Annotated in this window: 12 protein-coding genes; 6 read left to right on the plus strand and 6 right to left on the minus strand. The window is 65.5% G+C overall.

Going from position 1 to position 11662, the window contains the following annotated elements; all coding sequences use genetic code 11:
- The first annotated feature begins 27 nt into the window (after window positions 1-27).
- Together E3T24_RS14445 and lnt are read left to right on the plus strand one after the other, a co-directional pair.
- Window positions 28-2487: a DEAD/DEAH box helicase gene (locus E3T24_RS14445; RefSeq protein ID WP_134367175.1), complete on the plus strand. Its 2460-nt coding sequence runs from the start codon at window positions 28-30 to the stop codon at window positions 2485-2487.
- Window positions 2488-2496: 9 nt separating this feature from the next.
- Window positions 2497-4086, plus strand: coding sequence for an apolipoprotein N-acyltransferase (gene lnt, locus E3T24_RS14450; protein WP_134367173.1), 1590 nt, complete (start codon window positions 2497-2499; stop codon window positions 4084-4086).
- Window positions 4087-4108: 22 nt separating this feature from the next.
- On the opposite strand, the gene E3T24_RS14455 is transcribed toward lnt, so the two are convergent.
- From E3T24_RS14455 to E3T24_RS14470, 4 genes are all read right to left on the minus strand, one after another.
- Window positions 4109-4474 (minus strand): RNA polymerase-binding protein RbpA, encoded by a 366-nt coding sequence (locus E3T24_RS14455; RefSeq protein ID WP_134367171.1) that lies wholly within the window; start codon window positions 4472-4474, stop codon window positions 4109-4111.
- Between the two features lie 90 nt (window positions 4475-4564).
- Window positions 4565-5329, minus strand: a complete 765-nt coding sequence (locus E3T24_RS14460) for a glycerophosphodiester phosphodiesterase family protein (protein ID WP_134367169.1) — start codon at window positions 5327-5329, stop codon at window positions 4565-4567.
- 9 nt (window positions 5330-5338) lie between these two features.
- Window positions 5339-6298 (minus strand): SPFH domain-containing protein, encoded by a 960-nt coding sequence (locus E3T24_RS14465; RefSeq protein WP_134367167.1) that lies wholly within the window; start codon window positions 6296-6298, stop codon window positions 5339-5341.
- Window positions 6295-6768: an NfeD family protein gene (locus E3T24_RS14470; protein WP_134367165.1), complete on the minus strand. Its 474-nt coding sequence runs from the start codon at window positions 6766-6768 to the stop codon at window positions 6295-6297. The genes E3T24_RS14465 and E3T24_RS14470 overlap by 4 nt, the downstream gene beginning before the upstream one ends.
- Before the next feature lie 115 nt (window positions 6769-6883).
- Between E3T24_RS14470 and E3T24_RS14475 the strand changes: the two genes are divergently transcribed.
- Window positions 6884-7684: an SDR family oxidoreductase gene (locus E3T24_RS14475; RefSeq protein WP_134405585.1), complete on the plus strand. Its 801-nt coding sequence runs from the start codon at window positions 6884-6886 to the stop codon at window positions 7682-7684.
- Here the strand turns inward: E3T24_RS14475 and E3T24_RS14480 are convergent.
- Window positions 7670-8284, minus strand: a complete 615-nt coding sequence (locus tag E3T24_RS14480) for a DUF308 domain-containing protein (RefSeq protein ID WP_134405582.1) — start codon at window positions 8282-8284, stop codon at window positions 7670-7672. The two genes, E3T24_RS14475 and E3T24_RS14480, sit on opposite strands and share 15 nt — an antisense overlap.
- Window positions 8285-8745: 461 nt before the next feature.
- Here E3T24_RS14480 and E3T24_RS14485 point away from each other — a divergent pair, with 461 nt between their 5' ends.
- Window positions 8746-9858, plus strand: a complete 1113-nt coding sequence (locus tag E3T24_RS14485) for a site-specific integrase (RefSeq protein ID WP_134405579.1) — start codon at window positions 8746-8748, stop codon at window positions 9856-9858.
- Window positions 9855-10199, plus strand: coding sequence for a helix-turn-helix transcriptional regulator (locus tag E3T24_RS14490; protein WP_134402659.1), 345 nt, complete (start codon window positions 9855-9857; stop codon window positions 10197-10199). The genes E3T24_RS14485 and E3T24_RS14490 overlap by 4 nt, the downstream gene beginning before the upstream one ends.
- 169 nt (window positions 10200-10368) lie before the next feature.
- Here the strand turns inward: E3T24_RS14490 and E3T24_RS14495 are convergent, their stop codons facing one another.
- Entirely contained in the window at window positions 10369-10680 is a 312-nt protein-coding gene (locus tag E3T24_RS14495; protein ID WP_134402660.1) for a hypothetical protein, read from the minus strand.
- A 129-nt stretch (window positions 10681-10809) separates the two neighbouring features.
- Between E3T24_RS14495 and E3T24_RS14500 the strand changes: the two genes are divergently transcribed.
- Complete coding sequence (locus E3T24_RS14500) at window positions 10810-11559, plus strand: hypothetical protein (RefSeq protein WP_134434775.1); 750 nt, start codon at window positions 10810-10812, stop codon at window positions 11557-11559.
- The last annotated feature ends 103 nt before the right edge of the window (window positions 11560-11662 follow it).

Below are 11662 nucleotides of genomic sequence, written 5' to 3' on the forward strand. Positions count from 1 at the left end.
CCCCACTATGACAATTCCGTGCATCCGATGACCTCCCTGCAGTCACCGGCCGAGCGCTACGCCTCCGCCCGGGCCCGCGCTGGCCGTCCGCAATTGGAGCTGTTCCGGTCCGGCCTCCGGTTCGAGCTGGATCCCTTCCAGCTGGCGGCCTGCGCGTCCCTCGAAGACGGGAACAGCGTGCTGGTCGCCGCGCCCACCGGTGCGGGAAAGACCCTGATCGCGGAGTTCGCGATCTACCTGGCGATGCAGAGCCCGGCGAAAAAGGTCTTCTACACGGCGCCGATGAAGGCGCTGAGCAACCAGAAATTCCAGGAACTCGTCGCGGAGTACGGGGCGGATGAGGTGGGCCTTCTCACGGGCGACACGAACGTCAACCCGCAGGCCCGCATCGTCGTCATGACCACCGAAGTGCTGCGCAACATGCTCTACGCGGATTCCGACCTGCTCACCAACCTGGCCTTCGTCGTCCTGGACGAGGTTCACTTCCTGGCGGATCGTTTCCGCGGAGCAGTGTGGGAGGAAGTCATCATCCACCTGCCGCAGCAGGTGCGGATGGTGTCCTTGAGCGCCACGGTCTCCAACGCCGAGGAGTTCGGTGACTGGCTGCAGGCGGTGCGGGGCGAGACGGATGTGATCGTGTCCGAGGAGCGGCCGGTCCCGCTCGAGCAGCACGTGCTGGTCAAGAGCAAGATGCTCGACCTGTTCGACGCCGCCGGGCTGGCCGGCACCCACCGGGTGAACCCGGAGCTGGTCCGCCTGTCCCAGTCCGGCGGGCGCGGCGCCGCGCTCCGGTCCCCGAACGGCCGCCGGGGTGGTGACCGGGCCGGCGACCGGGGAAGGGGGCCCCAGCATCAGCGGGGCGGATTCGAGGCCGGCCGGATGGATCGCTCCGAGATCGTGCGCCTGCTCGAGGGCAAGCACCTGCTTCCGGCGATCTTCTTTATTTTCAGCCGGGTCGGCTGCGACCAGGCCGTGCGCCAGGTTCTGCGCGCCGGGGTCCGGCTCACCGACGCGCAGGAGCGTGAGGAGATCCGCCAGATCGTCGATGAACGCTGCCGCACCTTGCTCGACGAGGACCTGGGCGTCCTGGGCTACTTCGAATGGCTCGACGGCCTGGAGCGCGGCGTCGCCGCGCACCACGCCGGGCTGCTGCCGGCGTTCAAGGAGGTGGTCGAGGAGCTCTTCCAGAAGAAGCTGGTGAAGGCGGTCTTCGCAACGGAGACGCTCGCCCTGGGCATCAACATGCCCGCACGCACGGTCGTGCTCGACAAGCTGGAGAAGTTCAACGGCGAAGCCAGGGTCCCGATCACGCCGGGGGAGTACACGCAACTCACCGGGCGGGCGGGCCGCCGCGGCATCGACGTCGAAGGACACTCGGTGATTCAGTGGGCGCAGGGCCTCGACCCGCAGACCGTGGCATCCCTCGCGTCTCGGCGCACCTACCCGCTCAACTCCAGTTTCAAGCCCACCTACAACATGGCGGTCAACCTGATCGAGCAGTTCGGCCGGGAACACACCCGCGACGTGCTCGAATCCTCGTTCGCCCAGTTCCAGGCCGACCGCGCCGTCGTCGACCTGGCCCGCAAGGTGCGCCAACAGGAGCAGTCCCTGGCCGGGTTCGCGACGGCCATGGAGTGCCATCTGGGTGACTTCACCGCCTACTCGGCCATCCGGCGCCGGCTGACCAAGGTGGAGCGGGAAACCGCGGCCGGGGAGACCGGTGCCCGGGCCGCGCGGGAACGTCGCCAGCACGAGCTGGCCGGCCTGCGCAAGCGGATGCGCGCCCACCCGTGCCACAATTGCCCGGAGCGCGAGCAGCACGCGCGGTGGGCCCAGCGGTGGTGGAAGCTCAGACGCGACACGGATGCGCTCACCCATCAGATCACGACCCGCACCGGCGCCGTCGCCCGCATCTTCGACCGGGTGACCGATGTGCTCCTCGGGTACGGTTACCTCGTAGAAGTCCCCACCGGGGTCGGCCTCAGCCCGAGCGGGCTCATCCTGCGGCGCATCTACGCGGACCGGGACCTGCTGGTCGCCGAATCGCTGCGCCGTGGACTCTGGTCCGGCCTGGACCCGGCCGGTCTGGCCGCGATGGCGTGCGCGCTCGTCTTCGAGCCCCGCCGCGACGAAGGCCTGATCGACGAACGGTACCTGCCGAAGGGGCCCTTCCGGGAGGCCCTCCACGATACGCAGGACCTCTGGAGCCGGCTCGACGACCTCGAACGTGAGAACAAGCTCCCCGGGAGCAACCCACTGGCAGTGGGACTGAGTCTCGCCATCTGGAAGTGGGCGCGGGGAGGCTCCCTCGTCGACGTGCTCGACGAGGCGGAAATGGCCGCCGGGGATTTCGTGCGGTGGACGAAGCAGACGATCGATCTACTAGACCAGCTCTCCGTCGTCGCCGACGACCCGGTCGGCCGCACCGCCCGGCAGGCCATGGACGCGATCCGGCGCGGCATCGTCGCCTATTCCTCCGTCGTTTAGGCTGGTCAGGTGATCCAGGGGACCGAACGGCGGCTGGCCCTGCCGCTGCAGGCATCCATTCCGCTCGCTGCCGCCGCCGGCGCGATTCTCGACGCGGGCTTCCCGGACCGGTCGTGGTGGATTCTGGCGCCCGTCGGGGTGACCCTCATGTTCGTGGCCCTGCTCGGCCGGGGTCCCTGGGCCGGGCTCCTGGTCGGCATGGTCGCGGGATCGTCGTTCTGGATGATCCACATCAGCTGGCTCACGCTCTACCTCGGACCGGTGCCGTGGCTGGCCCTGGCCGGTCTCGAATCGATCTTCTTCGGGCTCAGCCTGGCGATGATCGGCATCGTCCTCCGGGTCGGCCCGCGGGTCTGGCCCGGGGTCGCCGGCCGCCTCTTCGTCGTTCCCGTGGTCGTGGCCGGCCTGTGGACGGCGCGGGAGGCGATCTCGGCGGTCTGGCCGTATGGCGGGTTCGCGTGGGGACGGGTGGCCCTGTCCCAGTCAGAGAGCCCCTTCAATGGGCTCGTCGCCTGGGTGGGCATGTCAGGTCTGAGCTTCCTCCTGGTCTGGCTCAGCGCCCTGGTGGTCCAGCTCCTGCGGGAGGTCGACGTCGATGCCCCTGTGCGTGCGGGCATCGCGGTCGGCGCCATCGCCGTGCTCCTGGTGATCCCGGCGTTTCCCGTCATCCAATCCGGTACCACCCGTCTCGCTGCGGTGCAGGGCGCCTCCGACGCCGGGCTCTTCGCGCAGTACTCCCCGGGCCAGATCCTGGCCGATCACACCTCGGCGACCCTGCCGCTGATCGGCCAGAAGGTCGACTTCGTGGTCTGGCCAGAGAACGGCAGCGACATCGATCCGCTCCGATCGCCGGTTGCGGCGCGTGTCCTGGACTATCTCAGCCGGGAAATGGGGGTGCCGATCATCACCGGCACCATCACCGCTCGAGGGGACCGGTTCTACAACAGCTCGCTGCTCTGGAAAAACGGTGAGGGTGCCGTGGACATCTACGACAAGGTGCACCCCGTTCCGTTCGCCGAGTACATGCCCGACCGGGCATTCTGGCGACCGTTCGCCCCGGAGCTGATCGACCTGATCTCCCGCGACTACGCCATCGGCACCCGGGACAACGTCTTCGACATCAATGGGATCATCGCCGGCATCGCAATCTGCTTCGATATCGCCGACGATCAGCTCGTGCACGAGATGATCGACGACAAAGCCCAGATCATCCTGGCGCAGACCAACAATGCCGATTTCGGACACACCGACGAGAGCGTCCAGCAGCTGGCCATCGCCCGTCTCCGCGCCATCGAGGCCGGCCGCACCGTCGTCAACATCTCGACCGTCGGCACCAGCGCGATCATCGGCCCCGACGGACGCACGATCGACAGGCTGCCGACCTGGACCCCGGGCGCGATGGTGCAGGAAGTCCCGCTCAGCACCGTGGTGACCCCGGCCATGGCCGCGGGACGGGGCGTCGAGTGGCTCGTCGCCGGACTCGGCCTGGCCGGATTGGCCCTGTGTATTCTGCACGCGCATCCCGTGAACGCCCGACGTGGCGTCCGGCCGCCGGTTAACGCACTACGCACCCGACGGAATCGGGTGCGTAGCAGGTGAGATGAGAAGAAGAGGGATGCGGTCAGGCACCGATTTTCTGCTGGCCGCGGCGTTGCCGCAGGAACGTCAGGCGCTCTTCGAGCAGTTCCTCGAGTTCGGCCCGAGTGCGGCGCTCCAGGAGCATGTCCCAGTGCGTGCGGGGGACCTTCTCGTCGGAGTGGTCGACGATCACCGGCTTGGAATCAACCAGCCGGGTAGCGGTCTGTGAACAGAAGCGGCATTCCCACTCGTCGGGGGCTTCCGCCTCTGCCGAGAAGATCATGACTGTCTCCCGTGCGCATGTCGCACACAGATACGTGTGACTAACTCGTGGTGAAAAGGTGACACCCTCTTCGCTCTGAAGGCTTTGTGCGCCTAACCTCATGCCACGCAAACTGCGGTCCGCCATCGTGTGGTCTCCTCTCGCGATGCAACTACTAGTTCTAAACCATGAAGCTGGACGTTATCTTTCCGTTACGGAATTTCTCGGTGACAACTCTCAGGTTCGGTCCGCGATCACGGCTGCGGCGAGGTCGCACCGGTCGGTGACGAGGCCTTCGATTCCCAGGTCCAGCAGCCGGCTCATGTCGGCGGGGTCGTTGACGGTCCACACGTGCACCTCCACGCCGGCGGCGTGCACGGCGCGGATGAAGCGGGGGGTCAGAATCCGCAGGAAGCGCACCGTTTCCGGGACCTGCACGGCGGTGAACCCGTGCAGGGAACGCCGCAGCGACGCACCGAGTCCGAGTTCGGCCGCCGCGAACGCACTCGCGACGATGGATGCCGACGGCGAGGTCGCGACCCCGGGGAGGAGCGCCGCCGTGCGGCGCCGCCGGTCCTCGGAGAAGGACGTGATCAGCACCCGGCCCGTCGCGTTCGCGTCCCGCACCGCGAAAGCGGTCGCCTCGATCGCGGCCTCCGATTTCACGTCGATGTTGAACCGGGCGTCCGGGAAGGCGTCCAGCCCCTCACCCAGGGAGGAGAACGACTGGCCGTGCCCCCGGTTGATCCGGTGGAGCTCGGCCATGGTGAGGCTGTCGACCCGGATTCTCGTGCCCGGGATCACGAAGTCGGCGTCGTGGCTGATCACGGCGATGCCGTCGTCGGTGGCGCGAACATCCGTCTCGATGTGGGTAGCGCCGGCCGCCAGCGCATGAGCGAAGGCCAGCAGCGTGTTCTCGGGCGCATCGAGAGCCAGGCCGCGGTGGGCGAACACGCGGGGGGAGGCGCCGTCCAGGAAACGCGACGTGGCGCCAGGGGTCATGCCGGTTGCCTACACTTCGGGGGTGCTGGGGGCGGAAGCGGCACCCGCCGGGCCGGCGGGGGAGCCGGGGGCCGGGTTCTGTCCGAAGGCACGGCCGATGCCCTTCATGGCTTCCGTGAGCTCGCTGGGAACGATCCAGAGCTTGTTCGCGCTGCCTTCGGCCAGCTTGGGAAGGGTCAGCAGGTACTGGTAGGCCAGGAGCTTCGGATCGGGGTCACCGTCGTGGATCGCCTTAAAGACCGTGGTGATGGCCTCGGCCTCGCCCTGCGCGCGCAGGACCGCGGCCTTCGCGTCACCTTCGGCCGAGAGAATGGCGGCCTGACGGGCACCCTCCGCGGTCAGGATCGCGGACTGCTTGGTTCCCTCCGCGGTGAGGATGACCGCACGGCGGTCGCGCTCGGCCCGCATCTGCTTCTCCATCGAATCCTGGATGGACAGGGGCGGGTCGATGGCTTTCAGTTCCACCCGTCCGACCCGGATGCCCCATTTGCCGGTCGCCTCATCGAGCACGATGCGCAGCTGCCCGTTGATGTTGTCCCGGCTGGTCAGAGCCTCTTCGAGGTTGAGCCCGCCGACCACGTTGCGCAGCGTCGTCGTGGTGAGCTGCTCGACCGCGCCGAGGTAGTTGGCGATCTCATAGGTCGCCGCCCGGGCATCCGTCACCTGGAAATAGACGACCGTGTCAATGGAGACCACCAGATTGTCCTCGGTGATCACCGGCTGGGGTGGGAACGACACGACCTGCTCGCGCATGTCGATCAGGGGCCGGAGGCGGTCGACGAACGGGATCAGGATGTTCAGTCCCGGCATCAGCGTCTTGTGGTACCGCCCGAGCCGTTCCACGACGCCGGCGCTGGCCTGCGGGATGATCCGGATGGATTTGATCAGCGTGACGATGACGAAGATGACCAGCACCGCGATGGCGATGCCGATCACGACCTGCACGATGAGGGGGACCAGACCGCTCATGACGGCTTCCTTTCCGCGGGGATGACCACTGCGGTCGCCCCGTCGATTGCAGTGACGAGAACTCGTTCGCCCGGTTCGACGACCTGTCGGTCGAGACCGGGGGAGAGCCGCGACGTCCACGTCTCGCCGTTGGCGAGTCGCACCTGGCCGCCGGACGTCCCCACGGTGCTGACGACGCGCCCGTCCATGCCCAGTAAGGCGTCGACGTTGGTTCGGGCCGGGTCTCCGCCACGCCTGAGCACGCGCAACAACGGCGGTCTGATGCCGAACAGGAGTGCCATGGACACCACGGCGGCGATGATCAGCTGCAGCCACCACGGGGCCCAGATCAGGGCGGAGGCGAGGCCGCCGACGCTGCCGGCGGCGATCATCAGGAACGTCAGGTCGAGGGTGACCATTTCCATCGTCACGAACAGCAGGATGAGTACCAGCCACACGATCCACGCGAACTCCGACGCAAAGGCGTCCATGGCGTCCCCTCCAGGTTGTTCTCCACTTCGAAACTAGCAGGTGGCTGAACCGGGGGAGGGAGGCTTCTTGGTAAGGTCTTCTGCTAGGCCCAGTTCGTTATTCTTAGGAGTTCTCGTGACCAATCCACTTGCAGCAGGTTCGCTCAACGGCAAGCGCGTTCTCGTCACCGGGTCCTCTCGCGGCGTGGGTGCGGCGACAGTCGGGTACTTCGCCGACGCGGGAGCCGGCGTCGTGATCAATTTCCGCAACAAGGAGGCGCGCGCCATCAAGGTGGCCGACGCGATCCGCGCGGCGGGCGGCACGGCGATCACGGTCGGCGCCGATCTGACGGATGCCGATTCGGTCTCGGCCATGTTCGAGGCCATCAAGACGGAGTTCGGGGGACTGGACATCCTGGTGATGAATGCCTCCGGCGGTATGGAGAGCGGCATGGAAGCCGATTACGCCATGAAGTTGAACCGGGACGCCCAGGCGAACCTCCTGGCGACGGCCCGTCCGCTGCTGGCTCCGGGCGCTCGAGTCGTCTTCGTCACGAGCCACCAGGCGCACTTCGTCGCGACGACGGAAACGATGCCGGAGTACGAGCCGGTGGCCCGCAGCAAGCGCGCCGGCGAGGACGCCCTTCGCGCCCAGATCCCGGAACTGGCCGAGGCCGGAATCGGTTTCGTCGTCGTCTCCGGTGACATCATCGAGGGCACTGTGACTGCCGTGCTGCTCGAGCGCGCCAGCCCGGGCACGATGGACGCCCGCAAGGACGCCGCCGGCCGGTTGTACAACGTCAACGAATTCGCGGCCGAGGTGGCCCTCGCCGCCGTCGAGCCGGTCCCGGAGAACAACACCCGTTACGTCGGGGACATCGCCGACTACGTCGGGGAAGCCGCCGCCCAGGCCGTCATCGGGTCAGACGGTATCTGACGTCGCCCTTCGGCCACTGCCCCGGCCGAACATGAACGCCTGAACAATCTGAAAAAAACCTGATAGAACCAGGAATATTCCGCCGACGATGACCAGGAAACTGATCGACTCGACGGGCGCGAACAACACGACCGTTCCGGCGATGATGGCGATGGCACCGAAGATCGTGCCGATCCAACGGCTGGAGTCGGGCGCCGTCTCGACCAGGCCCGCGACGCCCTCCACGATCCAGGAGATGCCGATGAGCATGCCCAGGATGACCAGGGAATTCAGCGGATTCTTGATGGCGACGATTCCTCCGACTCCGAGCAGGACACCGAGCAGAATGTTCAGTACCCGGCTCCCGCCGGAGGCGCCCTTGGTGAAGAGCCCCCTGGTTATATGGACGATCCCGCTGATGAGGAAATAGAGTCCGAAGAGAACGCCGAGGATGGCCACCGTCGCGTCGGGCCAGACGAGGACAATAACGCCGAGCGCCAGGGCGATCAGGCCGCTCACGCCGAGCGCGACCCGGACACCCGTGGTCTCGGATTTGCTCAGAGTCCTCGCATCCATCGACAGATCAAAAACCGTTCTGGTGTTTGTTGTGGTGTTGGACATGTCACTCACCCCTCGAATCTTGTGAGGCTGTGGCACCCGGTCCGGGCGTCACCACGGGCGAAACGATGCAGCACAAAGCCGGTGCAGCACGGCGCCTGTGCAGCACAGATTAGTCGCGCCGATGCACGGCGTCCAGACCCTCGGAACCCTCGCGGAATATGACCGATAATGCACATTATGTCAAGTTGTATTGCATCTATTGCATCTATTGCAGGATTTGCAGAATAGGACTCCCCTGGTATTTGTCCGGCGGAGTGCCGGCGTCGTCAGGAACTTCCGCTGTTTCTCTAGGATGCGGGGCGCTATATCTGCACTGGGCAAGGTCTGAGCGCTCTGAGTCAACGTGGGGAATTTTGAGGCGCATATCCTCTCGGGATCCCCGTATTTCCGCGGTTTGACCTGGCGTGTTTTGCATGTTTTGCATTTGAAGAGCATAATTCGCAGACAGGTTGAGGGTACTTATGAGCGTTGCATCGGGCCGAGTTACCCATCTGCCTCTGCGCCCGGAGGCGAGCAGCCCGGATGCCGTTTTCACCGACATGGTCGACAGCTGGCGCCGCCAACAGCTCTCCCGCAATTTCCGGCACGAGACCATTTCTGGACGTGAACGGACGATCCGTCAGTTCGCGGACTTCACCGGGCACTTCCCGTGGGAATGGACGTTCGCGGATGTCGAGGACTACTTCGCGTACACCCGCTCGGTATCAAATCTGTCCCAGGCCACCGTCCGGGCGTATCAAACAAACCTCAAACTGTTTTGCGACTTCCTGACCGATCCGGCCTACGACTGGAGCGAGGTCTGCGGGCGTTCGTTTGGCCGGCCGGTCACTCAGATCATCACTGAGTTCAACCGCGCCACCCACACTCAACAGAATGAACAGCAGGCGACGAAACGACCGTTCTCGCGTCGTGAGCTGCAGGACTTCTTCGATCTGGCCGACGTCGAGGTCGAGCGTGTCATCAATTCGGGTCGCAAGGGCGCCATCGCCGCCTACCGCGATGCCATCGCGTTCAAGACCGCCTACGCCTGGGGACTTCGCGCCAATGAGGTGACCCACCTGCAGCTGGTCGATTTCTCCCGCAACCCGCACTCGCCCCAGTTCGGCGACTTCGGTGTCCTCCACGTCCGTTACGGGAAGGCCCAGAAGGGGTCTGCGCCCAAGCGCCGCTCCGTTCTGACCGTGTTCGAGTGGTCGCCTGAGGCCGTTCACCGGTGGATCCGCACTGGACTGCCTCACCTTGCCGCTCAACCGACCGACCTGTTCCCCACCAGCCAGGGCCTTGTCGTGCCGAAGTCGAATCTGCGTCGACGCTTCCGCGCCTACGTCAACGAGCTGGGCTTCCCGGCTGGCCTGGACATGCATTCCCTTCGCCGGTCCTACGTCACCCACCTGTTCGAGTTCCACGGCTTCGAGCACACGTTCGTCCAACAACAAGTTGGCCACCTCCATGCGTCGACCACATCCATCTACACGGCAGTCTCCAGCGACTACCAAACCCGGGCGTTAAACCGCGTCCTCGAGCGCACGATCAACGCGACCACCAGCAGCACCCCGTGGGAGGAAAAACCATGAAACGAGAAATCGAGTACCGCTGGCGCGCCCGCGAGCTCATGGCGCGCCACGGCATGAAGAACAGCCGAGAACTCGTTGCCCCGCTCCGAGAACGCGGCATCACGCTCTCGGAGTCGCAGATCTATCGACTCGTCGCCCAGGATCCCGAACGGATCTCCTTCAAAGTCCTGACCGCTCTCTGCGACATCTTCAACGTTGAAGCGAACGAGCTCGTCACCTTCACCGCAGCGAACGCCAAGAGCCAACGTCAAGAACGAGCGATCGCCTCCGGTGAGAATATCGTCAACTTCGCCGACGCATACAAACCCGTCCGCGCCCGAATCCTCGACGATGAGGACTGAGCACCGGCCCCGCGGACGACCCCGAACCCCAGGCACCCTGCTCTGCGACCGCTGCGGCCGCCAGGTGCCAAAGATTCGAGTGCATTGGCCAGACGGCGCCATTTGCGGGATCTGTTTCACCACAGCGACACACACCCGCGGCCCTTGCGCCACCTGCGGCGACACACGCCTACTGCCTGGCAAAGACGCGGACAGCGCCAATACCTGCCGTGACTGAGCGGGCATCACCACACTCCTGCACTGCGACAACTGCGGCGATGAAGCCGAACGATTTCGCAACGGCAACTGCATTCGCTGCGTCCTCCGCGCCGACCTCACCGCAACCCTCCAACCGAACACTCCCCCGGACCTCCGGCTCAAACGCCTGGTCGCTGTCTTCGCCGACGCCGAGCGCCCCGAGAGCATCTATGCCTGAAAACGCGGCATCAGCGCCAGTGCGCTTCTCACCCGACTGGGCACCAGGGAACTGGCCATCAGCCACGAGGCCTTCGACGCGCTGCCCGCGTCAAACGCCGTCGAGCACCTTCGCGAAACTCTCACCCATCACGGCATGCTGCCTCCCCGGGACCGCCAACTGGCGGCGTTCGAACGCTGGCTCGAGGAGAGAATCGTGTCTCTTGCCGACCATCGCGAGATCCAAGCACCGATCGAACGCTTCGGCCGCTGGTATCACTTGAAACGACTCCGGGCGAGGTCGCTGCCCGGCAAGAACATGAACTTCGCCGTCCGGTCAGCGAAGCAGGAAATCACCGAGTCGGGACGATTCCTCGCCTGGCTCCTATCCGAGCACGACGCCACCCACACCGACATCCGTCAGTCGCACCTCGACGACTACCTCGCCTCCGGACCATCCACTCGCCATGCCATCAACACCTTCATCGCGTGGCTCGTCACATCACGCGATATCGCGAAAGTCCGGGTCCCCCGTCGTGAGGCACGATCGACCCCGATCTTGACGCAGGCAGCCAGAATCGACCACATCCGCGTCTGCCTCACCGCCGGAGAAATGCCCGCCGCAGACCGCGTCGCCGCACTCATCCTGCTGCTCTACGCACACCCTGTCGGAAAGATCACAGCCCTGAAAACCAGCGCACTCGAAGCCCGACCCGATGGCCTCTACCTGCGCCTGGGATCGGTGCCCGCCCTACTGCCCGCGCAAGTCGCGGCAACCTTCTGGGACTACGTCCACAACCGCCCCAACCAGCAAACTGTCAACACCGACAGCCCTTGGCTCTTTCCCTGCAACCTGCCTGGCCAACACACCCATCCAGAAACCATGCTGAACCGACTTCGCAACTGGGGCATCGACCTCAACGGCGTCAGAAACACCGCCCTGCGCGACCTCGCCAGAGAACTCTGAGCTGCTGCGGGGATTTCGGACAGCGGAATTAGTGGATTCTTCTACGCTGCCAGGGCTGACTGTTGATAACCATAGTGGACTTCGTTAGGACGCCGGTAACCGA

The sequence above is a fragment of the Cryobacterium sp. TmT2-59 genome, from assembly GCF_004403545.1.
In the GTDB taxonomy this organism is placed as follows: domain Bacteria; phylum Actinomycetota; class Actinomycetes; order Actinomycetales; family Microbacteriaceae; genus Cryobacterium; species Cryobacterium shii.

Coding starts and splice junctions, on each gene's coding strand:
- E3T24_RS14490 (WP_134402659.1), top strand. CDS start 9,855: ATGAAACGAGAAATCGAGTACCGCTGGCGCGCCCGCGAGCTCATGGCG.
- E3T24_RS14480 (WP_134405582.1), bottom strand. CDS start 8,284: ATGTCCAACACCACAACAAACACCAGAACGGTTTTTGATCTGTCGATG.
- E3T24_RS14470 (WP_134367165.1), bottom strand. CDS start 6,768: ATGGACGCCTTTGCGTCGGAGTTCGCGTGGATCGTGTGGCTGGTACTC.
- E3T24_RS14460 (WP_134367169.1), bottom strand. CDS start 5,329: ATGACCCCTGGCGCCACGTCGCGTTTCCTGGACGGCGCCTCCCCCCGC.
- E3T24_RS14485 (WP_134405579.1), top strand. CDS start 8,746: ATGAGCGTTGCATCGGGCCGAGTTACCCATCTGCCTCTGCGCCCGGAG.
- E3T24_RS14455 (WP_134367171.1), bottom strand. CDS start 4,474: ATGGCGGACCGCAGTTTGCGTGGCATGAGGTTAGGCGCACAAAGCCTT.
- E3T24_RS14465 (WP_134367167.1), bottom strand. CDS start 6,298: ATGAGCGGTCTGGTCCCCCTCATCGTGCAGGTCGTGATCGGCATCGCC.
- E3T24_RS14445 (WP_134367175.1), top strand. CDS start 28: ATGACCTCCCTGCAGTCACCGGCCGAGCGCTACGCCTCCGCCCGGGCC.